Raw genomic sequence first — 23,859 nt, forward strand, 5'->3', positions numbered from 1 at the left:
GACCATGCCTGCACCGCGGGCGGCGCCGGGGCGCGGCCGGCCTGCGGTCGGCGGGCTGCCGCAAGGTAATTCTTTCGCGCGGCTTGCAAAAAAGGCGGTAGGAGGACGCGTGCGGGATGCGCGCGCGCTTCAGCGCAGCAGGGTGGCCAGCCGCCGGATCGCGGCATCGACACGCTCGGCGCGGATCATGCCGAAGCCGAAGCCCAGCGCATCGGCGCCGCGGCCCGGCGTGAGCGCCAGCTCGCCCAGCGGCAGCACGCGGATGCCGGCGGCCGCTGCCGCTTGCGCCAGCGCGCGGGCATCGCCCGCCTGGGGGTGCAACCGCGCAGCAAGGTGCAGGCCGGCGTCGGCGGGCAGGGGGGCGAGGCGCCCGGCGCAGTGGCGCGCCAGCGCGGCCAGCACCGCGTCGTGCCGGCCGGTGTAGGTCGCGCGCATCTTGCGAATGTGTCGGGCAAGGTGCCCCTCGGCCATGAAAGCGGCCAGCGTGTCCTGCGCCAGCAACGCGCTGTGCCAGTCGGTGTATTGCCGGGCAGCCACCACGGCATCGCGCGCCCACGGCGGCACCACCGCGTAGCCCAGCCGCAGGCCGGGGAACAGGCTCTTGGAAAACGTGCCGACGTACCAGACCAGCTGGTCCTGGTCCAGCGTCTGCAAGGCGTCGAGCGGACGGCCGCCGTGGTGGAATTCGCCATCGTAGTCGTCCTCGACCACCACCGCGCCGTGGCGGCGCGCAAAGGCAAGCAGCGCGCGGCGCCGCGCCAGCGACAGGGTCGCGCCCAGCGGAAACTGGTGCGAGGGGGTGACGCAGATCACGCGCGCGCCGGCGGGGAGATGGTCTACCTGCATGCCCTCGTCGTCCACCGGCACTGGCACCAGCCGGGCCCCGGCCGCGGCAAAGGCATGGCGCAGCGGCGGATAGCCGGGGTCTTCCACGGCCACCACGGTCTTGCCCGGCGTGACCAGCACGCGCGCGATCAGGTCGAAGGCCTGCTGCGCGCCGGAGGTCACGACTACGTCGTCAGCGCCGCAGGCCACCGCGCGCGCGAACGAGACGTGGCTGGCAATCGCTTCGCGCAGCAGTGGCCGGCCTTCCGGCTCGGCATAGCCGGCCGGGGCCCGCGACAGCCCGCGCAAGGCGCGCGCCGACAACCGCCGCCAGACGTCGAACGGAAACGCGGTCTTGTCGGGAAGCCCGAGGACGAAGTCGTAGGTAAAGCGTGTGCCCGGCGTCATGCGGATCACCGCCGGATCGCGCCACAGCGGGTTCAGCTGCGTGCGCCGGTCAGCACCCGGCTGCGGCGTGGCTTCCGGGCGTACCGGCGCGCGTGCCACCGCGGCCACGAACGTGCCGCCCCCGGGCCGCGTGTCGATGTAGCCCTCGCTCAGCAACAGATCGTACGCGGCGAGCACCGTATTGCGCGCGATGCCAAGCGTCGCGGCCAGCTCGCGGCTCGACGGCAATTGCAGCCCCGCGGCAAGGCGGCCGTCGACGATGGCCGTACGCAGCTGCCGGTGCAGCGCCTGCAGCCGCTGGCGCGAACCGCGCGGCGGCATCGCGAGTTCCAGGCCTAATGCAGGGCCGGCAGCGCTGGCGCCCGGATCAGCACGCTTCACTGGTTCCATAATCTTTTGAGAATCTGGTCCTGTTACTGAGCCGGCGGGGATTCTAGCATCGGGTCATTCGCCACCAACGCAGGAGACACTGCCATGCAGACCCAGGCCTTTTCTTCCATCAGCGCCGCCGATCCCCATCCGCGGCGCGACGTCGCGGTGGCTGGCACCGTGATCCGGCATGTCGATACCGGCCCGGCGCACGGCGACCCGGTCGTGTTCCTGCACGGCAATCCAACCTCCTCATACCTGTGGCGCAACGTCATCCCGCACGTCGAAGACATCGGCCGTTGCCTGGCGCCGGATCTCGCAGGCATGGGCCAGTCCGGCCCGGTCCCGGACGGCGCCTGCCGCTTTGCCGATCATGCCCGCTATCTCGATGCCTGGTTCGACGCCGTGGTGCCGCAAGGACAAGTCACGCTGGTGCTGCACGACTGGGGCTCGGCGCTGGGCTTCGACTGGGCCCGGCGCCATCCACACCGCGTGCGCGCCATCGCCTATATGGAAGCGCTGGTGCAGCCGCGCTGCTGGAGCGATTTCCCGCCCGCGCGCGAGCAGATTTTCCGCGCGCTGCGCGGCGCGGACGGCGAGCGGCTGGTGATGGAGGACAACTTCTTCGTGGAAACGGTGCTGCCGCGCAGCGTGCTGCGCCCGTTGACGGACGCCGAGATGGCGGTCTATCGCGCACCGTTCGCGCAGCCCGACGCCCGCAGGCAGACCCTGGTGTGGGCCCGCGAGCTGCCGATCGATGGCGAACCCGCGGACGTGGCCGAAGCGGTCGCCGCCTATGGCGAGTGGCTGGCCGCCAGCAACGTGCCCAAGCTGCTGGTGCGCGCAGAACCCGGCGTGCTGCTGACCGGCCGGGCGCTGGCGTACTGCCGCGGCTGGCCCAACCAGCAGGAGATTGCAGTCAGCGGCATCCACTACCTCCAGGAGGACGCGCCGCACGACATCGGCGTCGCGCTGCGCGCCTTCCTGCTCGGACTGTGCGTGGAGGGCGATGCGGCGCTCAGAACTGATGCCGCATGCCCAGCATGACACCCACGCGCGTGCTGCTGTCCACGTCGGTGGCGGGCGTGCCGGCCCAGTACTCGGTCTCGCGGCCGACCGCGCCGCCGCGTGCGCGCACGGCATCCGCTTCCAGGTACAGGCTGGTGCGCTTGGACAGCGCATAGTCCGCCACCACGGCGATGCTGTCGGCGTTGCCGCTGCCCAGCATCGCCGGCACATCCTGGAACTGCGTGGTCACGTTGCCACCTTGCCAGTAGCGGTAGTAGGCGCCCGACAGGTGCAGCGCCGGCGTGAGCTGGTAGCCCACGCCGGCGAAGGCGATATTGAAGCGCGCGTCGCCTGCGGATTCGCGCCGGCCCATATGGCCGAGGTAGGCGGTGGCCTTGCCGAACGCGTACGAGCCGCCCACCGAATAGTTGCGCACGGTGTTGCCGCCATCGTCGCTCTTGCGCTGGTCATAGGCCGCGCCCAGCGCCAGCGCGCCCTGCTGGTACATCAGGCCGCCGCCCAGCGTGGTGCCGCGTGCCAGGCTGCCGCGCTGCTCGCCGGCGCCGTAGTCCAGCTGCAGCGTCAGCGGGCCGAAGCTGCGCTTGTAGACCACGCTGTTGTTGATGCGGTAATCCTGGAAAAAGATGTCGCCGCCGAGATAGATCGGATCGGACCAGAAATTGCCCCAGCCCTGGCCGAGCGGGTTGAAGGCCCAGCCAATATTGTTCAGCGCGTTGTACTGGCGCCCGAAGGTCAGGCTGCCCCAGTTGCCGGAGAGGCCCGCATAGGCCTGGCGCCCGAACAGCGCGTTGTAGCTGGTGCGGCCGTCGTCGCTGCCGATGCCGGCCTCGAGCTGAAAGATGGCGTGGTTGCCGCCGCCCAGGTCCTCATCGCCCTTCAGGCCGAAGCGGCTGCCGACCAGTCCGCCGGACACCAGCGCGGCCTGGTCGTTGTGATGGCCGTCCAGGTTCGAGGTGTAGCGCACCGCGGAGCTGACGATGCCGTAAAGGGTCACGCCGGGCGCGGCGTGGGCGTTGTGGGCGGCGACGGGCAAAAGCCCGGCCGCCAGCAGCCAGTGGCTGGCTGTCTTCTTCATGGATTTACTCCGGAAGTCGGACTCGTCGGGCGCTTGGCTCGCGCGCCGGGGCGAATCCTTCAGGCCGATGGCCTGCTGGTTCCAGTCCCGCGCGGGGGCACGCGGGTCGTCATCGGGCGGACGCAACGGTGCGCGCGGCCCGGGCGAGGGTCGAAGTGGGCGTGGTGCCTTGGTGGCGGCGAATGCCGGCAATGATGCCGGGCAAGCCTTGTGCGGCGCCGGCTTGCGGCGCCACGGGGAGCGGCCCGAAGGCCTGGGGTGGGTTCGCCGGCGCCCACTTCGGAGGTCGTTCCGGCTATTGCCGGTGTGACGTAAAAGGCGTGACCGGGGCGGTCCCCGGCGCGGCGAACAGGCGGTAGTTTACCCGCATTGCGCGCGCACCCCTTGAAAGTGACGAATGGGGCTCAGAGGGGCTATGCATCGGCATGACCGGCCGCTCATACGCGCATGCCGATGCGCCGGAAGAGATCGCCCAGTTCTTCCTCAGCGAATTCCATCCGGAACGCTTCAGCGAGGACTTATACGGTGCGCCGCATCTTTGTCGGCGCGCGGGGCGAGGCGGTGGAGCGGGAGGTGCCGGGGTCGAGGACGGCGGCGGTGTGTTGAAGTGATAAGGGGGAGGGCTTTGATGCGCCTGCCCTCTCCCCCGCAGGCGGGAGAGGGGAGAAAACCAGCGTCTGCCGCTGGTCTTTATCCCTTCTTCGCCGAAATCACCGCCTCTGCCACATTGGCCGGCGCCTCGGCATAGTGCTTGAACTCCATCGTGAAAGTCGCACGCCCCTGCGTCAGCGAGCGCAGCGTGGTCGAGTAGCCGAACATCGTCGCCAGCGGCACCTCGGCGCGCACGATCTTGCCGCCGCCGCCCGCGATGTCTTCCATGCCGTGGACCATGCCGCGGCGCGAGGACAGGTCGCCCATCACGTTGCCGGTGAATTCCTCGGGCGTTTCCACCTCGACCGACATCATCGGCTCGAGCAGCGTGGGCTTGGCCCGGCGCATGCCTTCCTTGAAGGCGATCGAGCCGGCCATGCGGAAGGCGTTTTCATTGGAATCGACGTCGTGATACGAGCCGAACACCAGCGTGGCCTTGATGTCGACCACCGGGTAGCCGGCCAGCACGCCTGACTGCATGGTCTCCTTGATGCCCTTGTCCACCGCCGGGATGAACTCGCGCGGCACCACGCCGCCCTTGATCGCGTCGACGAATTCATAGCCGCCGCCATGCGGCAGCGGGTCGAGGTTGAGCACCACGTGGCCGTACTGGCCGCGCCCGCCGGACTGCTTGATGAACTTGCCTTCCACGTCCTTGACCGCGTGGCGGATGGTCTCACGGTAGGCCACCTGCGGCTTGCCGACCGACGCTTCCACGCCGAACTCGCGCCGCATGCGGTCCACCAGGATTTCCAGGTGCAGCTCGCCCATGCCGGAGATGATGGTCTGGCCGGATTCCTCGTCGGTGGCCACGCGGAAGGACGGGTCCTCCTGCGCCAGGCGGTTCAGCGCGATGCCCATCTTTTCCTGGTCGGCCTTGGTCCTTGGCTCCACCGCCTGCGAGATCACCGGCTCGGGGAAACTCATCCGTTCCAGGATGATGACCTTGTCGGGGTCGCACAGCGTGTCGCCGGTGGTGGCTTCCTTCAGGCCGACCGCCGCCGCGATATCGCCGGCGCGCACTTCCTTGATCTCGTGGCGCACGTTGGCATGCATCTGCAGGATGCGGCCCAGGCGCTCGCGCTTGCCCTTGAGCGGGTTGTAGACGCTGTCGCCGGAATTGACCACGCCGGAATACACGCGGAAGAAGATCAGCTGGCCGACAAACGGGTCGGTCATGATCTTGAACGCGAGCGCGGAGAACGGCTCGTCGTCGGTCGGGTGGCGCTCGGCGTGGCGGTCGTCCTCGGTATGGCCCATGATGGCGGGCACGTCGGCGGGCGAGGGCAGGTAGTCGACCACGGCGTCGAGCATGCTTTGCACGCCCTTGTTCTTGAAAGCGCTGCCGCACAGCATCGGCACGATCTCGTTGGCGATGGTGCGCTTGCGCAGGCCACGCTTGATCTGCTCTTCGGTCAGTGGCTCGCCCGCCAGGTATTGGTTAAGCAGCGCCTCGTCGGCCTCGGCGGCGGCCTCGACCATCTTGTCGCGCCATTCCTGCGCGGTGGCGAGCAGTTCGGCCGGAACGTCCTGGTATTCAAAGCGCACGCCCTGGCTGGCATCGTCCCAGACGATGGCCTTCATCTTGACCAGGTCGATCACGCCCAGGAAGTGGTCCTCGGCGCCGAGCGGGATCTGGATCGGCACGGCGCGGCCCTTGAGGCGATCGGCGATCTGCGTCTGCACGCGGAAGAAGTCGGCGCCGACGCGGTCCATCTTGTTGACGAAGGCGATGCGCGGTACCGCGTACTTGTTGGCCTGGCGCCAGACGGTTTCCGATTGCGGCTGCACGCCGCCCACCGCGTCGTAGACCATGCAGGCGCCGTCGAGCACGCGCATGGAGCGCTCGACTTCGATGGTGAAGTCGACGTGTCCCGGCGTATCGATGATGTTGATGCGGTGTTCGGGGTAGTTGCCGGCCATGCCTTTCCAGAAGGCCGTGGTGGCAGCCGAGGTGATGGTGATGCCGCGCTCCTGTTCCTGCTCCATCCAGTCCATGGTGGCAGCGCCATCGTGCACTTCGCCCAGCTTGTGGTTGACGCCCGTATAAAACAGGATGCGCTCGGTCGTCGTGGTCTTGCCGGCGTCGATATGCGCGCTGATGCCGATGTTGCGGTAGCGCTCGATGGGGGTCTTGCGGGGCACGGTGTTCTCCATGGGTGAAACACGCTGGAATAGAGTAGCACCACTGGCCGTTTGCCGTTGCCCCTGCGGTGTGCAGGGGGACGCGGCAGAGACACCGTACCTCAGCGTCTGAGGCCGACCTAAGGTTCTGCTGCTATACGTTGCGGATTCCTCCCATCCTGCACGCCTTCGCGTCTCCCTATGCTGGCGCTGCATCGCGCAGCGGCCTGTTTGCCGCCCTGTCATCCCACCCTGCCCCCTTTAGGGGATGCGCCGCCGGAGCTGTTCCTTCAGCCGATGCCTCCCACGGACTACGGACCCACGCATGACAACCATCCTGATCGTTGACGACCATCCGGCGATGCGGCTGGTGCTCAAGAACCACCTGCTGCAACTGCTCGGCGTGGACGAAGTGATCGAGGCTGACAACGGACAGTGCGCGATCGAGCTGGTGCGCCTGCGCACGCCCGAGCTTGTGTTGCTGGACCTGGACATCCCGCGCTCGAGCGGGCTGGATGTCGCCCCGCGCCTGCGCGCGATCCATCCCCAGATACGCATCCTGGTGGTGACGGCGCTGGACCCGGCGGTGTTCGTCAGCCGCTCATGGCAGGCGGGCGCGCAGGGCTTTGTCAGCAAGACCCAGGACCTCAAGGAAATCCTGCGCGCGGTCGAAGCGGTGCTGGCCGGCTACACCGTGTTCCCGGCCATGGGCCGCGACGGCGCGACGCGCCAGGCCATGTCGGCGGACGAGGAGATGCTGCGGCGGCTGTCCGACAAGGAACTGGTGGTGCTGCAGATGCTGGCGCGCGGCATGTCGTACAAGGCCATCAGCACCAGCCTCTTTATCAGCAACAAGACCGTCAGCAGCTACAAGGCCCGGATCATGGCCAAGCTGCAGGTGTCGTCGCTGGTGGAACTGGTGGGCTTTTGCGCGCCGGTGCCGGCTGACGCCGTAAGTGACCCCTTCCTTCTCATTAGACATCGTATGACTTAGGCCGCAAGCCGCGCCTGCGCGCGGCGGGCCGTCAGGCCGGGCCGGAGGCCTTGCGCAGCCGTTCCCGGCTGTTGGTCAGGTGCATGCGCATGGCCGCCTTGGCGCCATCGGGGTCGCGCCGCTCGATCGCGTCGTAGATGTTCTCGTGCTCGATATTGACGCGCTCCAGGTACTGCTCGCGCTCGGGCGTGCTGACCTGCAGGCGGCTGCGCGGGATCACCATGGTGCCCAGGTGGCCCATGATGTCGGTGAAATAGCGGTTGCCGGTGGCGCGCGCGATCGCCAGATGGAAGGCGAAATCGCTGTCCACGGCGTCATTGCCGGCGCCGGCGTTGCGCTTGATTTCGTCCAGCGCCTGGCGCATCGCCGCCAGCTGCGCGTCGGTGCGGCGCGTGGCGGCCAAGCCCGCCGCCTCGGCCTCCAGGCTGACGCGGAATTCCAGCATGGCCATCACGTCCATGGCGGTGCCGAGCGCATCCGGCCCGATGCGGAAAGGCGAGGGCGCCTCCGCCGCGCGCGCCAGCACGAAGGTGCCGATGCCGTGGCGCGTCTCCACCAGCCCGCTGGCCTGCAGCCGCGACAGCGCTTCGCGCACGACCGTGCGGCTCACCCCCATCGACGCCATGATCTCCGACTCGGTTGGCAGCTTGTCGCCAGGCTTGAGCCGGCCCTGGCTGATCTCTTCGCCGAGGGTTTGCACCACTTCCTCGGCAAGCGTGCGGCCGCGGCGGCGCAGCGGCGCAGGAGTGACGGGCGGGGCGGACTGGGCGGAAGTAGAGTTAGGCATGGCGGATACGGGTGGGGTTTCCCGGACTTGACCGGTTCGAGATGGCCTCATTATACTGGGTTATCAGTCATACGATGACAGATAACATACGCAACACGATGTGTCGGGTGGACGATACTACGCTCGACTCGGAAATGCCGGAGACACCCCAGAAATGACCCAATCCGCCGCCGCCGCCCATACCCCGGTCGTCACCGAACTCACCGTAGTCCCCGTGGCCGGGCATGACAGCATGCTGATGAACCTGTCAGGCGCCCATGGCCCGTACTTCACGCGCAATATCGTGATCCTGCGCGACAGCGCCGGCCATACCGGCGTGGGCGAAGTGCCGGGCGGCGAGGGCATCCGCCAGACGCTGGAAGATGCGCGTCCGCTGCTGGTCGGCCAGCCCATCGGCCAGTACCAGGCCATCCTGAACCGCGTGCGCGCCACCTTTGCCAGCCGCGACGCCGGCGGCCGCGGCCTGCAGACCTTCGACCTGCGCATCACCATCCACGCCGTGACCGCGCTGGAGTCGGCGCTGCTCGACCTGCTCGGCCAGCACCTGGAGGTGCCGGTGGCGGCACTGCTGGGCGAAGGCCAGCAGCGCGACGCCGTGGAGATGCTCGGCTACCTGTTCTATATCGGCGACCGCCAGCGCACTACGCTGGACTACCGCACCGAGCCCAACGCCGAAAACGATTGGTTCCGCCTGCGCAATGAAGTGGCGATGACGCCCGAGGCCGTGGTGCGCCTGGCCGAGGCCGCCTACGACCGCTACGGTTTCAACGACTTCAAGCTCAAGGGCGGCGTGCTGCGCGGCGAAGAAGAGATGGAAGCGATTCTCGCACTGGCCGAGCGCTTCCCAAAGGCGCGCATCACGCTGGACCCCAACGGCGCCTGGTCGCTGGCCGAGGCCGTGCGCCTGTGCCGCGACAAGCGCGGCGTGCTCGCCTACGCCGAAGACCCGTGCGGCGCCGAGGACGGCTATTCCGGCCGCGAGATCATGGCCGAGTTCCGCACCGCCACCGGCCTGCCCACCGCCACCAACATGATCGCCACCGACTGGCGCCAGATGGGCCATGCGGTGCGCCTGCAGTCGGTCGACATCCCGCTGGCCGACCCGCACTTCTGGACCATGCAGGGTTCGGTGCGCGTGGCGCAGATGTGCGCCGAGTGGGGCCTGACCTGGGGCTCGCATTCGAACAACCACTTCGATATCTCGCTGGCGATGTTCACCCACGTGGCCGCGGCCGCGCCGGGTCGCGTCACCGCCATCGACACGCACTGGATCTGGCAGGACGGCGAACCGCTGACCAAGGCGCCGCTGAAGATCGAAGGCGGGCTGGTGCAGGTGCCCAGGACGCCGGGCCTGGGCGTGGAACTCGACATGGATGCGTTGGGCCGTGCCCATGCGCTGTACCAGAGCAAGGGCCTGGGCGCGCGCGACGATGCCATCGCCATGCAGTTCCTGATCCCGAACTGGAAGTTCAACAACAAGGCGCCCTGCATGGTGCGCTGAAGGTGCACTAAGGCAGCCCCGACAATCCCATCCAGCAACATCCACGGCCGCCGTCGCCACGACGGCGGGCCAGTCCCAGTACAAGACACAGCAGGAGACAGACGATGTATCCCTTCCAACGCACTGGCGCGCTGCGCCTGCAAGACTGGCTGCGCGCCATGGCTTTCGGTTCGGTCCTCGCGGTGGCGGCGCTGAGCGCCGGCACGGCGGACGCGGCGCAGGAATGGCCGCAACGCCCCGTGTCGGTGGTGGTGCCGTTCCCCGCGGGCGGCTCCAGCGACACCATCGCGCGCATGCTGACGCAGCCGCTCAATGACAAGCTCGGCCAGCCGTTCGTGGTCGACAACAAGCCTGGCGCGACCGGCGCGATCGGTGCGACCTTCGTCAAGCGCGCGCCCGCGGACGGCTACACCATGATGGTGGCCTCGATCGGCGTCTATGCCGTCAACCCGTTCCTGCAGAAAAACCTGGGCTATGACCCGGCCAAGGATTTCGACCTGCTGACGGTGGCGGTGCGCGCGCCCAACGTGCTGGTAGCCAACCCGAAGTTCCCGGCCAACAACCTGCAAGAACTGGTGGCCCATATGAAGAAGAACCCGGGCAAGGTGAGCTTTGCCTCGTCCGGCGCGGGCTCTTCCGACCACCTGACCGCCGCGCTGTTCTGGCAGAGGACCGGCACCGACGGCCTGCACGTGCCCTACAAGGGCGGCGCACCGGCGATCTCGGACCTGCTCGCCGGCCAGGTCGATGTGTCGTTCCAGAACGTCAACGCTGTGCTGCAGCACATCCGCACCGGCAAGCTCAAGGCGCTGGCGGTGACTTCCGACAAGCGCTCGGCAGTGCTGCCTAACGTGCCCACCATGGCCGAAGCGGGCGTGAAGGACGTCGAGGTCTACTCGTGGCAAGGCGTGGCCGCGCCGCGTGGCCTGCCCGCCGACGTGAAGACGCGCCTGCACGGCGCGTTGGTGGGCGCGCTGAACGATCCCAAGATGCGCCAGAAGCTGGCCGAGAGCGGCTTCGAGGTGGTCGCCAATACGCCGGAGCAGTTCAACCAGTTCGAGGCCCAGGAGCTGGAGCGCTGGAAGACCGTGATCGAGAAGGGCCGCATCGTGCTGGATTGAGCGCACGGACCCCGACCACACCCAATTAAAGACTCGACCGCGCCGGCCGCCGCACGTCAACCGTGCCGCGCCGGCGCATTGCAACGACAACGGAGACACAACATGACCCAGGGACGCCGCATCTTCCTCAAGCAGACTTCCGCGCTGGCCGCGGGCATCGCCGCCGGCCCGCTCGCCGGCCTGGCCACCGGCGCGCACGCCGCGCAGCAGGCCTGGCCGACCCGCCCCATCCGCCTGGTGGTGCCGTACACCGCCGGCGGCTCGTCCGACATCATCGCGCGCCTGATCAGCAAGCAGCTGGGCGAGGCGCTGGGCCAGTCCGTGGTGGTGGACAACAAGCCGGGCGCCAACGGCAACGTCGGCGCGGCGATGGTCGCGCAGGCCACCGACAACCACACGCTGATGCTGTGCGATATCGGCGCGCTGGCGATCAGCCCGTCGGTGTACACCAAGCTGAGCTTCAATATCGCCAAGGACCTCAAGCCGGTGACGATGCTGGCCTACTCGCCGCACCTGCTGGTGGTGCATCCGTCGGTGCAGGTCAGCAACCTGAAGGAACTGGTCGAGCTGTCCAAGCGCAGCCAGCTGAACTTCGCCGTGACCGCGATCGGCAGCGCGCCGCACCTGGCGGGCGTGGCGGTGGAACAGGCCACCGGCGCCAAGTGGCAGTACGTGCCGTACAAGGGCGGCTCGCAGGCGATCGCCGATACCGTCGGCGGCAGCGCGCAGGTGCTGATGAACGGCATGCTGGCCACGCTGCCGCATGTGCAGTCGGGCAAGCTCAAGGTGATCGCCCAGTCCAAGCGCACGCGCATGCCGCTGCTGCAGAACGTGCCGACCATCGCCGAGCAGGGCGTGCCGAATTTCGAGTCGGGCACGTGGCAGGGCGTGATGGCGCCGGCGAGCATGCCGGATGCGCTGGTGGCGCGCCTCAGCGCCGAGCTGATCAAGATCATCCGTGCGCCGGAACTGCGCTCGCAACTGGTGGCGCAGGGGGCTGAAGTGGTGACGATGACGCCGGCTGAAACCGGCAAGTTCTTCTCCACCGAGCAGGCGCGCTGGGCCGGTGTCGTCAAGCAGGCCGGCATCAAGCTGGACGCCTGAAGCGCAAGCTTGCGGCCGGCAATGCCGGCCGTGCCGGCGGCAATTCAATAGCAGCTCCAACAAGAAACGCCCTTCGCGGGCGTTTTTTGTTGGACGCTACTACTTAAAAGAAGCGGCCCCGCGCGCGGCGGGGCCTGGGCGATCAACCCTTCACTGCTTCCGGCAGCAATGCCTGCGGCAGGTTCTGGTAGCAGACCGGACGCAGGAAGCGATCGATCGCGGTGGTGCCGACAGAAGTCGAGCGCACATCCGAAGTCGCCGGGAACGGCCCGCCATGCACCATCGCGTAGGCCACTTCCACGCCGGTGGGGTAGCCGTTGCACAGCACGCGGCCGGCCTTGCGCTCGAGCACCGGCAGCAGGCGGCGCGCGGCGTCGTGGTCGGCGTCGTCAAGCTGCATGGTGGCGGTGAGCTGGCCTTCGAGCTGGCGTGCCAGTGCGAGCATTTCCTCCAGGTCGCGGCAGACCACCAGCACCGTCGACGGGCCGAAGACCTCGGCCTGCATGCGATGATCGGCCAGGAACTGCGCCGCGGTGGTTTCGAACATCACCGGGCGGGCCTGGTTGGTGCCGGTGGCTGCCACGCCATTACCGATGCGCTGCAGCCCGTCGAGCGACGACAGCTGCGCCACCCCCTTCTCGTAGGCCGCATGGATGCCCGGCGTCAGCATCGTCGCCGCCGGCTTGCCCGCCAGCGCGTCCAGCGCCGCGGCGCGGAACTGGTCGAGCGCCGGGCCTTCGATGCCGATCACCAGCCCGGGGTTGGTACAGAACTGACCGACGCCCAGCACCAGCGAATCCACCAGCTGGCGGCCGATTTCGGCGCCGCGCGCTTGCAGCGCGGCGGGCATCAGGAACACCGGGTTGATGCTGCTCATCTCCGCGTAGACGGGGATCGGCTGCGGGCGTGCGTTGGCCGCCTGCATCAGCGCCATGCCGCCCGAACGCGAGCCGGTGAAGCCGACCGCCTGGATCGCCGGATGCGACACCAGCGCCGTGCCGACCACATTGCCCGCGCCGACCAGCAGCGAGAACACGCCTTCCGGCAGGCCGGCATCACGCACCGCCTTCTGGATCACGCGCCCGACCAGCTCGGACGTGCCCAGGTGCGCCGAGTGCGCCTTGACCACCACCGGGCAGCCAGCGGCCAGTGCCGAAGCGGCGTCGCCGCCGGCCACGGAAAACGCCAGCGGGAAGTTGCTGGCGCCGAACACCGCCACCGGGCCGATGGCGATGCGTTGCATGCGCAGGTCGGGGCGCGGCGGATTGCGCTCGGGCAGCGCGGCGTCGAAGGTGGCCTGTTGCCAGCGGCCTTCGCGCAGCACGGTGGCGAACAGGCGCAGTTGGCCGGCGGTGCGGCCGCGCTCGCCCTGCAGGCGTGCAATGGGCAGGCCGCTTTCCAGGTTGGCGCGCTCGATTAGCGTGTCGCCCAGTGCCTCGATGCCCGCGGCGATCGCCTCGAGAAAGGCCGCGCGCTGCTCGGGCGTGGTGTTGCGATAGGTGTCGAAGGCAGCTTCGGCCAGTGCGCAGGCGCGCTCGACGTCGGCCTGGCCGCCACCGTGGAAGTCAGGGCCAAGGGCTTCGCCCGTGGCCGGGTTGATGGCCTGCAGCAGGGATTCGGAGCCGCGCACGGCTTGCGCGCCGATCAGCATGTCGCCGGTGATGTGCATGGAAGGTTTCCTTGTCAGCGTAATTTGTGTGAGAACAAGCGGAACAAGCCGGCCGGAGGGCAATGTGCCCCGCGGCCGGCCTGTCGATATGCAATGCAGGACGGATTACTGCGGGCCGAGCTTGTTGATCAGCGTGCCCAGCATTTCCATCTCTTCGTCGGTCAGGTCGGTCAGCGGCGCGCGCACCGGGCCGGCATCGCGGCCGACCAGGCGGGCACCTGCCTTGACGATGCTGACGGCATAGCCGGCCTTGCGGTTGCGGATGACCAGGTACGGCAGGAAGAAGTTGTCGATCAGGCGGCCCACGGTGTCGTGGTCATCCGCGGCGATGGCGCGGTAGAAGTCCATCGCGGTCTTGGGGATGAAGTTGAACACCGCCGACGAATACACCGGCACGCCCAGCGCCTTGTAGGCTGCGGCATAGACCTCGGCGGTGGGCAGGCCGCCCAGGTAGGAGAAGCGGTCGCCCAGCTTGCGGCGGATGCTGACCATCGCCTCGATATCGCCCACGCCGTCCTTGAAGCCGATCAGGTTGGGGCAACGGTCGGCCAGGCGGGCCAGTTGCGTGGCATCCAGCCTGGAGTTGGCGCGGTTGTAGACGATCACGCCGATATCCACCGACTTGCACACCTCTTCCACGTGGGCGGCAATGCCGTCCTGGCTGGCTTCGGTCAGGTAGTGCGGCAGCAGCAGCACGCCGGCCGCGCCCAGGCGCTGGGCTTCCTGCGCGTAGGCGATGGCGGTGCGGGTCGGGCCGCCGGCGCCGGCCAGGATGGGCACCTTGCCGGCGCAGGTGCGGACCGCGGTGTCGACCACGGCGGTGTAGTCGGCCGGGGTCAGCGAGAAGAACTCGCCGGTGCCGCCGGCGGCGAACAGTGCGGTGGCGCCGTATGGAGCCAGCCATTCCAGGCGGTCGGCGTAGGGCTTGGGCGCAAAGTTGCCTGCGCGGTCGAAGTCGGTGACGGGGAAGGAGAGCAGGCCTTCCGAGACGATTTTCTTGAGTTCGTTGGGTGCGAGCATTGGCGAATTCCTGATCGGGCCGGAGGCCCAGGGTGGCGGTTGTCGGTCAACCCGGTCCTGCGGGACATTCGAGTTATCAGTCATCGTACGACAATGACCGGGTAAAGGCAATAGGGTGAAGGGACCGTCGGGGTTTACAGGGAGGAACGCGGTGGTTCGGCGGGAAGGCGCGCCGGCAGTAGGACTGAGCGGGGAGGGCAAGCGTGCGTTGAGGCGCTTTCCCGATGCCCCGCCGAGGGCTTGCCGCGATGGCGCTGTTGTAGGACAACGTAATTCAGCATCGTGCCTCAGCCGACATATCAAGCCGCCTCGCGCGCTCAGTAAATTTGAAACACCCATGCAAACGCGCCCGGTGCATTGGGCCTTCGCGACTGGCACACTGGCATCCTGGACTGACGGGGAGAGAGCGGTGGGAGAGTTACAGGCCTTGCTGGAAAACCACGGGCTGATGCTGGTGTTCCTGAACGTGCTGGTCGAGCAGGCGGGCCTGCCGATTCCGGCGTATCCGATGTTGTTCGTGGCCGGCGCGCTGGGCATGCAGGAGACCGGGCCGTCGATCGGCGCGGTGCTGGCCGCCGTGATCATCGCCTGCCTGATCGCCGATACCGGCTGGTACTTTGCCGGGCGCCGGCTCGGGCAGCCGATGCTGCGCACCATCTGCAAGGTCTCGATCTCGCCTGATTCCTGCATCCGCCAGACCCAGTCGCTGTACCTGCGCGTGGGCCCGCGTTCGCTGGTGTTTGCCAAGCTGCTGCCGGGCGCCGGTGCGCTGTCCACCGCGATGGCCGGCATGACCGGCACGCCGCTGTCGGTGTTCCTGTTCTACGACGCGATCGGCTCGCTGGTGTGGGCTGGCAGCGGCTTGCTGGTGGGCGTGGTGTTCAGCGATTTTATCGATGCCATCCTGGAGGGCTTCAGCACCTACGGTCACATGGCGGTGGTGGCGGTGGTGGCGGCATTTGCGCTGTTCCTGGCGTGGCGCTGGTGGCGCCGCTTGCGCCTGCTGCGCCGCACCCGGCGCGTGCCGCGCATGTCGGTGGATGAACTGGAAGCGCGCCGGCAGGCCGGCAGCCTGCCCGTGGTGATCGACGTGCGCGCGCATGGCGATGTGCCGATGGAGCGCATCCCCGGCTCGGTGGTGCTGGACCTGCAGGGGGCGCTGGACAGCCTCGACGCGCTCGGCGTGCCACCCGAGAAGGCAGACATCGTGGTCTATTGCGCCTGCCCCCATGAGCTGTCCGCCGCGCTGCTGGCCGAGCACCTGCGCACCGCCGGCTATGCCAGGACCTGGGCACTGGCCGGCGGCTTCGACGAATGGAAGCGGCGCCACGGCGACGCTGCGCCGGCCGCGACGCACACCGATCCGGGCCACGCCGCGGCGGGTTGACGGCTGACACCGGGCGCCTGGCGCCAGGACGCCTGCCGCGCTTGGCGGATATCACCGCGCCAGGCCAGCCGCTTCGCCATGCGCCGCCGCCTATACTTGGCGCAGACCGACTGCAACCGGGAGGCCCGCATGACCGCGGAAGAGCACGGATCCGGGGGAACTGGCGGAACAGGCGATGAGGCGACCCGCATCGCGCACCGACGCCGCCAGCTCGGCATCGCGCCGCGCGTGAGCGAAGGCCAGCGCAACTGGGCGCTGGCGCTGTCGGGCGGTGGCATCCGCAGCGCCACCTTCTGCCTTGGCGTGATGCAGGCGCTGTCGGGCACTGAGCTGCCCGCCGAAGCCGTGCAGCCGGCGCCCGCCCCGGAAGCCCCGGCGCAGCACCCGGTCACGCCGGCCGCTGCGACCGCGGCAGCGGCGCAGGCCGTGCCGGGCCGGGCCTCACTGCTGGCGCAGTTCGACTACCTGTCCACCGTCAGCGGCGGCGGCTATCTCGGCGCCTTCTTCGTCAGCCTGTTCGTGCCCGGCCGCCTGCGCCGGGGCACCAGCCCGGTCCAGGCCGCGGCCGACGCCTACCACACGCTGCAATGCGAGCCGCCTGGGCGCATCCACACCTCGGTGTCCTACGCCGCCGATCCCGGGCGCGGCGCGGTGGCGTGGCTGCGCGAGAACGGCCGCTACCTGTCGCCCACCGGCGCCGGCGACAACCTCTATGCCGCCGCGCTGGTGGTGCGCAACTGGCTCGCCATGCATTACGTGATCGGCAGCGCGCTGCTGGTGTTGCTGGCCGTGCTGGCGCTCGGCCAGCACGTCGCGGTCGGTGTGTCCTATGGGCTCGGCCGCTATGAGATGGACCTGCTGCACGACGCGCGGCAGGCCTTCAACGAAGGGCGCTACGCAATCTGGTGGAGCACGCTGCTGTGGCTGCCGCTGGTCACGGCCGTGGTCGGCGCGGTGCCGCCCGGGCTGGCGTACTGGCTGGTCTATCCGCGCGCCAACGATCCGCAGGCGGCGGCGCGCTTTCTTGCCCCGGCGCCGCTGGTGGCCACGCTGCTCGCACTCATGCTGCTGGGCGCGGCGCGCTGGTCGGAATGGCTCGGCCGCGGGCTGGTCACTGGCGGGCTGTTCGCCACGCTCGGCGTGCTGACACTGCTGGGCGTGCTGTGTTGCCTGCTGCTGCTGCGGGGCGAGCCGCCCACCGTGGCCGCCTACCGCGTGCGCGCCACGCGCGCGCTGCGCGGCGCCTTTACGCTGACGCTGTGGCTGGCGGCGCTGGGCCTTGCCGATACCGCCGCGCGTACCGCCTACCTCTATGCCCACGCAGTGCGCCATCCGTGGGGCGCGGCGCTGCCGGCGGGCGTGCTCGGCGTGCTGGTCTGGCTGGTGCGCTACGGCTCGCGCTGGCTCGACGAAGGCCGCAAGGGCAGCGCCGCTACGCCGTGGCGTGCGCTGGGTGCCAGGCTGCCGGTGTCGCTGCTGGCCGGCGCGGCGGCGGCGGTGCTGGCGCTGCTGCTGTTCGTGCTGTGGTCGTGGCTGGTGCTGTGGGTGCGCTGGGACGGGCGCGAGCCGGTCGACTGGCTGGTGTACGGCACCGCCTATACCGGTCCGGCCCTATTCACGCTGACCGTGGTGGCGCTGGTGCTGGCGTTGGTGGCGGGGCAATTTGCCGGCTTCCTGAACCTGTCCACGCTGCAGCCGTTCTACGCGGCGCGGCTGACGCGCGCGTTCCTGGGCGCGTCCAACGGCGAACGCTTTGCCGCGCCCGATCCGGGCGCGGACCCGGACGGCCGCCAGCGCGAACGCTTCAGCGTGGCCGAGCCGGTGGCGGGCGACCAGCTCAGCCTGAACACCTATTACGATCCGCGCGTGCTGGCGCCGCTGCACCTGATCAACGTCACGCTGAACCTGACCGTCGACCCGGCCGAACAGCTGGTGCAGCGCGACCGCAAGGGCAAGCCGCTGTGCCTGGCGCCCGGCGCCTGCGTGGCGCAGCCGGGCGCGGCGGCCACCCTCGCGCCGGATGCGTACGCGCGCTTCACCATCGATGGCTGGGCCTGCTGCCCCGATGTGTCATGGCCTTCGTCCGGCAAGCTGGCCCAATCGCGCACCGTGGGCGACTGGATCGCGATCTCGGGCGCGGTGGTATCGACCGGGCTGGGGCGCGCGACCACGCTTGGCACCTCGCTGCTGCTTGGCCTGGCCAACCTGCGGCTGGGCACGTGGTGGCCGTCGTACCCGGCCAGCCATGCGCGCGAGGGCGGCCGCCGGGGCCGGGCGCGGCGCCAGCCCGAACGCGCCTCGCATCCGTGGCTCGCCGCCGGCATGGCGCTGTTTCGCACGCAGTATTACCTCGGCTGCGAGCTGGCCGCGCGCTTCCATGGCACGCGGCGCGGCTGGCAATACCTGTCCGACGGCGGCCACTTCGACAACACCGGTGTCTATGAACTGCTGCGTCCCGGGCGTGACGTCTCGCTGATCGTGCTGTGCGATTGCGGCGGCGATCCCGACTACCGCTTCGGCGACCTGGCCAACCTGATCCGGCTGGCGCGCATCGATTACGGGCTCGAGATCGTGGTCGATACCGAGGCGGCCACCACGCATCCGGTGCTGAGCCGCGTCTTCGGCGTGCCGGAGGATTTCCTGCCGGGCGCGGAGGGTGACGACAAGCGGCCAGACAAATGTGCGGTGCTGCTCAACGTCTATCGCACCGAGCCGGGATGCGCGGCGCCGCGCGCGCGGGTCTGCCGCATCGTGCTGCTCAAGCCGCGGCTGGTGTCATGGGCGCTGGCGGACGTGCGCCAGTACGGCGCGGCGCATCCCACCTTTCCGCAGCAAGCCACCGCCGACCAGTTCTTCGATGAGGCGCAATGGGAAAGCTATCGCGCGCTGGGCCATGCGATCGGCCAGCGCGTGCTGGGTGGCGTCGTGGGGCGCGCGCTGCTGGCCTGAGGCAACTAGAGGCACAACAAGAGGCAACGGCGCGCCGGGCCGTCGCCGATACCCACGCCGCCCGAAGGGCCGCGATCCGGCCGCCAGCACGATTGGCCCGGCCTCTCTAAGATAGCGATCCATCCGCATTGCCGCGGCGGCGCAACGTGTTGCGTACGCCGCCTGCCATCGACCATCATGCATCGCGAACAAATCCCCACCGAAGCAGGCGTCGCCTGGTCCGTGCTAGACCTCGCCCCCATCCCTGAAGGCAGCGACGCTGGCCAGGCCATGCGCAATTCGCTGGACCTCGCCCGCCACGCCGAGCAACTGGGCTATCACCGCTTCTGGCTGGCCGAGCATCACAACATGCCCGGCATCGCCAGCGCCGCCACCGCGGTGCTGATCGGCTATGTCGCCAACGGCACGCAGAGCATCCGCGTGGGCTCGGGCGGCGTGATGCTGCCCAACCATTCGCCGCTGGTGATCGCCGAGCAGTTCGGCACGCTGGCCTCGCTGTACCCGGGCCGCATTGACCTGGGCCTGGGCCGCGCGCCCGGCACCGACCAGGCCACCGCGCGCGCGTTGCGCCGGCACCTGTCGGCCGACAGCGCGGATACCTTCCCGCAGGATGTGGAAGAACTGCAGGCCTACTTCGATGACGTGCGTCCCGGCCAGCGCCCGCGCGCGGTACCGGGCGCGGGGCTGAAGGTGCCGATCTGGCTGCTGGGATCGAGCTTGTTCAGCGCGCAGCTGGCTGCGGCGATGGGATTGCCGTTCGCCTTTGCCTCGCACTTTGCGCCGGGCTTCATGCGCCAGGCGGTGGACCTGTACCGCCGCACGTTCCGGCCGTCGGAAACGCTGGACCGGCCCTATGTGATGCTCGGCCTCAATGTGTTCGCGGCCGAGAGCGGCGACCACGCGCGCCGGTTGTTCAGCTCGCTGCAGCAGCAGTTCCTGGCGCTGGTGCGCGGCACGCCCGGGCAATTGCGCCCGCCGGTGGACGATATAGAGTCGCTGTGGACCGAGAGCGAGGCCGACCATATCCGCCGCTCGCTGGCCTGCTCGGTGGTTGGCGATGCGGAAACGGTGCGCGCCGGCATGCAGCGCTTCGTCGACGACCTGCGCCCGGACGAGCTGATGCTGACCGGCCAGATCTACGACCACCAGGCGCGGCTGCGCTCGTTCGCCATCGCGGCCGAGGCAGCGCGCAGCCTGAAGGCCGCGGCAGGCGTCTGAACGACGTCAGGCCGCCAGCCCGGAATGCCGACATTGCGCGCATCATCGACTGCGCTTGCTCGGCCAGAACCTGCGCGGCGGCGGCCGCGTTTTCGTCCCTTGAGCGGCCGCCGGGCCGGCTGAGGGCGGGATGCCGTGGGCGCCACTTGCAAGGCCGGCGGCGCAGGCCCCAGCGATTCTCGTTTGCGTGCGGCCGACGCGCTCGGATACATTAGAAGGCCCGGAGATACCAGAAAGGCGCAGCCACGCAGCCCGCGCCCCGACAGTCCGCCCGATCCACCGCCCACAGGGACCACTCCCAGGGCCGACGGCAGCGACGACCAGGAGACAGCGATGGACCTGCGGCAACGCGAGCACATCGAAACAGTGGTCCAGGCCACCACATACATTGCCCCGCCCGCCGTGCTGGCGGACCGGATCGCGCACGACGCCATCATCCAGAATTCATGGCGGCGCTGCGTGCACCAGTACGGGCTCGATCCCTCGCGCATGCAGGAGGCGCGCATCCTGCCGCAGCCGCGGCTGCGCGAGCACCAGGAACGCATCGACGACTTCGCGCGCATCGCGCGCCACGGGCTGCAGAGTCTGTACGGCCAGGTGGGCGGGCTTGGCTACGTGGTGCTGCTGACCGATGCGCAGGGCGTGACCGTCGACTATATCGGCGACGCCCGCAGCGATGCCGCGCTGCGTCATGCAGGCCTCTACCTGGGCGCGGAATGGAGCGAGAGCGGCGCCGGCACCTGCGCGGTCGGCACCGCGCTGGTCACGGGCCAGGCGCTCACCGTGCACCAGGCCGACCATTTCGACGCCACGCATATCCCGCTGACCTGCACCGCCGCGCCGCTGTTCGACACGCACGGCAACCTGCACGCCATCCTCGACATCTCCGCACTGACCTCGCCGCAGGCCAAGGACAGCCAGGGGCTGGCGCTGCAACTGGTGCGCATCTACGCCGCGCATATCGAGAACGCCAACTTCCTGCGCGCGCACCGGCGCGACTGGATCCTGAAGCTGAACGTGGCGCCCGAGTTCGTCGACGTCAATCCCGAATACCTGCTGGCGCTGGACGATGCCGGGCGCATCGTCGGCCATAACCATCGGGCCCGGATGATGCTGGAGGGTGAGCTGGACGGCGCCACGGTACTGGCCCAGCCATTCGAGAAGCTGTTCGACGCCCGGCTGGAAGACCTGGGCCGCTATGTCTATTCGCGCCCGAGCGAGCAGCGGCTGGTGGCGCTCAACCGCAGCAGCGGCCTGCTCTACCTGAGCGTGATGCCACCCGCGCTGCGCTGGCAGGCACCGGCAGCCGAAACACCGGTAGCGATGCCTGCCGCGCTGGCCGCGCTGACCGGCGGCGATGCCGCGCTGCAACAGCAACTGCAGCGCGCCGCGCGCCTGGTCGATTCGCCGATCAACCTGCTGATCCACGGCGAGACCGGCAGTGGCAAGGAGTTCTTCGCCAAGGCGCTGCACCAGGCCAGCGCGCGCCGCGACGGGCCCTTCGTCGCGGTGAACTGCGCGGCGATCCCGGAATCGCTGATCGAAAGCGAGCTGTTCGGCCACCTGCCCAACAGCTTTTCCGGCGCGGGCCCGCGCGGCAAGCGCGGCCTGATCCAGGAGGCCGACGGCGGCACGCTGTTTCTTGACGAGATCGGCGACATGCCGCGCGAGCTGCAGTCGCGGCTGCTGCGCGTGCTGGCAGAGGGCGAGGTGCTGCCGGTCGGCGCCGCGCGGCCGGTGCCGGTGCGCTTGCGGGTCATCTCGGCCACGCACCACGGCCTGGAGCAGCTGGTGGGCGAAGGGCGCTTCCGTGAAGACCTCTATTACCGGCTCAATGGCGCGCGCTTCGAGCTGCCGCCGCTGCGCGCGCGCACCGACCTCGACTGGCTGATCCGCAAGCTGTTGCAGGAGGGCACGGGCGATGCTGCCACGCTGTCGCCGGCGGCGCGCGAGCGGCTGCACGCCTATCGCTGGCCAGGCAACCTGCGCGAACTGCGCAACGTGCTGGAGTACGCGCGCGCGGTCTGCACCGGCGGCTATATCGAGGCGCATGACCTGCCGGACGGCCTGGCTGCACCTGCCGTTTCCGCCGCGCTGCCGGAGTCGGCCAAAACACAGTCCCCCTCCACCGCACCGTTCGATCCGCATCAACTGCCGCCCGAAGGCATGCTGCTGATGCAGTACCTGCGCGCATCGGGCTGGAACCTGAGCGCGGTCGCGCGGCAGATCGGCATCAGCCGCATGACGCTGTACCGCCGCATGGAGCGCTACGGCATCCAGTCGCCGAACCGGCGCGACGGTGCTGCGGAGCCGTCCGACAAGTAGGCCGCACGGCCGCGATACGGTTGTCCATGTCCTGTACACCTGCGCTGTGACACCTGTCACAGCGCAGCGTCGCTGTTTGTCCTTTTCCTGCGGGTAATCCCTCGGTTTTTCGCGCCTGCCGGGCCCGCGCGCGCTGGCACATCCATTGCGAATACGCCTGTCAAGACAACGACAACAGGAGACAGGCAATGGAGCACGCAACGGGCGCCGGGGCGCCAGTGGTCGGCATCATCGCCAATCCGATTTCCGCGCGCGATATCCGCCGCGTGATCGCCAACGCCAACAGCCTGCAACTGGCCGATCGCGTCAATATCGTGCTGCGGCTGCTGGCCGCGCTGGCGTCATGCGGTGTCGGGCGCGTGCTGATGATGCCGGACCGCGAAGGACTGCGCGTCATGCTGGCGCGGCACCTGGCACGCCGGCAAGGACCGGATTCGAACCTGCCCGCCGTCGAATACCTCGACATGCCGGTCACCGCGCGCGTCGACGATACGCTGCATGCCGCGCGCTGCATGGCCGATGCGGGCGTCGCCGCGATCATCGTGCTGGGCGGCGACGGCACCCACCGCGCCGTGGTGCGCGAATGCGGCGCGGTGCCGATCGCCGGGCTGTCGACCGGAACCAACAACGCCTACCCCGAAATGCGCGAGCCCACCATCACCGGACTCGCCGCCGGGCTCTACGCCACCGGCCGCGTGCCGGCCAGGGACGCGCTGGCATCGAACAAGCGTCTCGACATCGTCATCCGCAACGGCGACGGCGGCTTTCGCCGCGATATCGCGCTGGTCGATGCGGTGATCTCGCATGAACACTTCATCGGTGCGCGCGCGCTGTGGAAGACCGACACGCTCGCCGCCGTCTACGTGTCCTTTGCCGATCCGCAGGCCATCGGCCTGTCGGCCATCGCCGGGCTGCTGGAGCCGGTGGGCCGGCGCGAGCCCGGCGGGCTGGCGATCGAACTGGCCGCACCTGGTGAAGGCGAATTTGACCTGCGCGCGCCGATTGCGCCGGGCCTGCTGTGCACCGTGCCGGTGGCAGGCTGGGAGCGGCTCGAACATGGCCGCCCGCACCGCGTGCGCCAGCGCAGCGGCATTGTCGCCCTCGACGGCGAGCGCGAACTGGCCTTCGGCCCCGGCGACGAGGTCACCGTCACTCTGCATGAACACGCTTTCCGCAGCATCGACGTGGCGGCCTGCATGCGCTATGCCGCGCGCCACCACCTGATGCGCAGCCTGCCGCAACAAGCGGCCGTTTGATGAAGCGCGGGCGCACCGCCCGATTTTTTCCCTGCCTTTATTGAAGT

15 protein-coding genes and 2 pseudogenes are annotated in these 23,859 nt (G+C 69.1%); 11 read left to right on the forward strand and 6 right to left on the reverse strand.

Features of this window, described 5'->3' with window-relative positions:
* Window positions 1–129: 129 nt before the first annotated feature.
* Window positions 130–1,623, reverse strand: coding sequence for a MocR-like pyridoxine biosynthesis transcription factor PdxR (pdxR, locus tag AC10V3_RS21300; RefSeq protein WP_349605197.1), 1,494 nt, complete (start codon window positions 1,621–1,623; stop codon window positions 130–132).
* A gap of 84 nt (window positions 1,624–1,707) precedes the next feature.
* On the opposite strand from pdxR, the gene AC10V3_RS21305 reads away from it, so the two are divergent.
* Window positions 1,708–2,649 (forward strand): haloalkane dehalogenase, encoded by a 942-nt coding sequence (locus AC10V3_RS21305; protein WP_022537365.1) that lies wholly within the window; start codon window positions 1,708–1,710, stop codon window positions 2,647–2,649.
* Here the strand turns inward: AC10V3_RS21305 and AC10V3_RS21310 are convergent.
* On the reverse strand, window positions 2,621–3,706 hold the full coding sequence (locus AC10V3_RS21310; RefSeq protein ID WP_022537366.1) for a porin: 1,086 nt from the start codon (window positions 3,704–3,706) through the stop codon (window positions 2,621–2,623). The genes AC10V3_RS21305 and AC10V3_RS21310 overlap by 29 nt on opposite strands.
* 359 nt (window positions 3,707–4,065) lie before the next feature.
* On the opposite strand from AC10V3_RS21310, the pseudogene AC10V3_RS21315 reads away from it, so the two are divergent.
* Window positions 4,066–4,221: pseudogene (locus AC10V3_RS21315) on the forward strand (DUF1338 domain-containing protein); the annotation flags it as partial.
* A 175-nt stretch (window positions 4,222–4,396) separates the two neighbouring features.
* Here AC10V3_RS21315 and fusA read toward each other — a convergent pair.
* Window positions 4,397–6,502, reverse strand: coding sequence for an elongation factor G (gene fusA / locus AC10V3_RS21320; protein ID WP_022537368.1), 2,106 nt, complete (start codon window positions 6,500–6,502; stop codon window positions 4,397–4,399).
* A 304-nt stretch (window positions 6,503–6,806) separates the two neighbouring features.
* Between fusA and AC10V3_RS21325 the strand changes: the two are divergent.
* Window positions 6,807–7,437 (forward strand): annotated as a pseudogene (locus tag AC10V3_RS21325) (response regulator).
* Between the two features lie 69 nt (window positions 7,438–7,506).
* Here the strand turns inward: AC10V3_RS21325 and AC10V3_RS21330 are convergent.
* Window positions 7,507–8,262 (reverse strand): FadR/GntR family transcriptional regulator, encoded by a 756-nt coding sequence (locus tag AC10V3_RS21330; protein WP_022537370.1) that lies wholly within the window; start codon window positions 8,260–8,262, stop codon window positions 7,507–7,509.
* Between the two features lie 154 nt (window positions 8,263–8,416).
* Here AC10V3_RS21330 and gudD point away from each other — a divergent pair, with 154 nt between their 5' ends.
* The 3 genes from gudD to AC10V3_RS21345 all read left to right on the forward strand — a co-directional run bounded on the left by gudD (window position 8,417) and on the right by AC10V3_RS21345 (window position 11,988).
* Window positions 8,417–9,763, forward strand: a complete 1,347-nt coding sequence (gudD, locus tag AC10V3_RS21335; protein ID WP_022537371.1) for a glucarate dehydratase — start codon at window positions 8,417–8,419, stop codon at window positions 9,761–9,763.
* 104 nt (window positions 9,764–9,867) lie between these two features.
* Window positions 9,868–10,884 carry a Bug family tripartite tricarboxylate transporter substrate binding protein gene (locus AC10V3_RS21340; protein ID WP_022537372.1) on the forward strand — a complete coding sequence of 339 codons (1,017 nt, stop codon included), beginning with the start codon at window positions 9,868–9,870 and terminating at the stop codon, window positions 10,882–10,884.
* A gap of 102 nt (window positions 10,885–10,986) precedes the next feature.
* Window positions 10,987–11,988 (forward strand): Bug family tripartite tricarboxylate transporter substrate binding protein, encoded by a 1,002-nt coding sequence (locus AC10V3_RS21345; protein ID WP_022537373.1) that lies wholly within the window; start codon window positions 10,987–10,989, stop codon window positions 11,986–11,988.
* 142 nt (window positions 11,989–12,130) lie between these two features.
* Here the strand turns inward: AC10V3_RS21345 and AC10V3_RS21350 are convergent, their stop codons facing one another.
* On the reverse strand, window positions 12,131–13,657 hold the full coding sequence (locus AC10V3_RS21350) for an aldehyde dehydrogenase (NADP(+)) (RefSeq protein WP_454752618.1): 1,527 nt from the start codon (window positions 13,655–13,657) through the stop codon (window positions 12,131–12,133).
* A gap of 105 nt (window positions 13,658–13,762) precedes the next feature.
* The gene (gene kdgD, locus AC10V3_RS21355; protein WP_022537375.1) at window positions 13,763–14,677 is read right to left on the reverse strand and encodes a 5-dehydro-4-deoxyglucarate dehydratase; all 915 of its coding nucleotides are present in this window, start codon (window positions 14,675–14,677) and stop codon (window positions 13,763–13,765) included.
* A gap of 409 nt (window positions 14,678–15,086) precedes the next feature.
* Here kdgD and AC10V3_RS21360 point away from each other — a divergent pair, with 409 nt between their 5' ends.
* The 5 genes from AC10V3_RS21360 to AC10V3_RS21380 all read left to right on the forward strand — a co-directional run bounded on the left by AC10V3_RS21360 (window position 15,087) and on the right by AC10V3_RS21380 (window position 23,812).
* Complete coding sequence (locus AC10V3_RS21360; RefSeq protein WP_022537376.1) at window positions 15,087–16,064, forward strand: DedA family protein/thiosulfate sulfurtransferase GlpE; 978 nt, start codon at window positions 15,087–15,089, stop codon at window positions 16,062–16,064.
* A 129-nt stretch (window positions 16,065–16,193) separates the two neighbouring features.
* Window positions 16,194–19,013 carry a hypothetical protein gene (locus AC10V3_RS21365; protein WP_490923994.1) on the forward strand — a complete coding sequence of 940 codons (2,820 nt, stop codon included), beginning with the start codon at window positions 16,194–16,196 and terminating at the stop codon, window positions 19,011–19,013.
* Window positions 19,014–19,190: 177 nt separating this feature from the next.
* Window positions 19,191–20,231: an LLM class flavin-dependent oxidoreductase gene (locus AC10V3_RS21370; RefSeq protein ID WP_490923995.1), complete on the forward strand. Its 1,041-nt coding sequence runs from the start codon at window positions 19,191–19,193 to the stop codon at window positions 20,229–20,231.
* 333 nt (window positions 20,232–20,564) lie between these two features.
* A complete protein-coding gene (locus AC10V3_RS21375) occupies window positions 20,565–22,556 on the forward strand; it encodes a sigma-54-dependent Fis family transcriptional regulator (protein WP_022537379.1) in 1,992 nt (663 codons plus the stop codon).
* A 188-nt stretch (window positions 22,557–22,744) separates the two neighbouring features.
* Window positions 22,745–23,812 carry an ATP-NAD kinase family protein gene (locus AC10V3_RS21380; protein ID WP_022537380.1) on the forward strand — a complete coding sequence of 356 codons (1,068 nt, stop codon included), beginning with the start codon at window positions 22,745–22,747 and terminating at the stop codon, window positions 23,810–23,812.
* The last annotated feature ends 47 nt before the right edge of the window (window positions 23,813–23,859 follow it).

The sequence above is a fragment of the Cupriavidus sp. PB-02 genome (assembly GCF_058252315.1).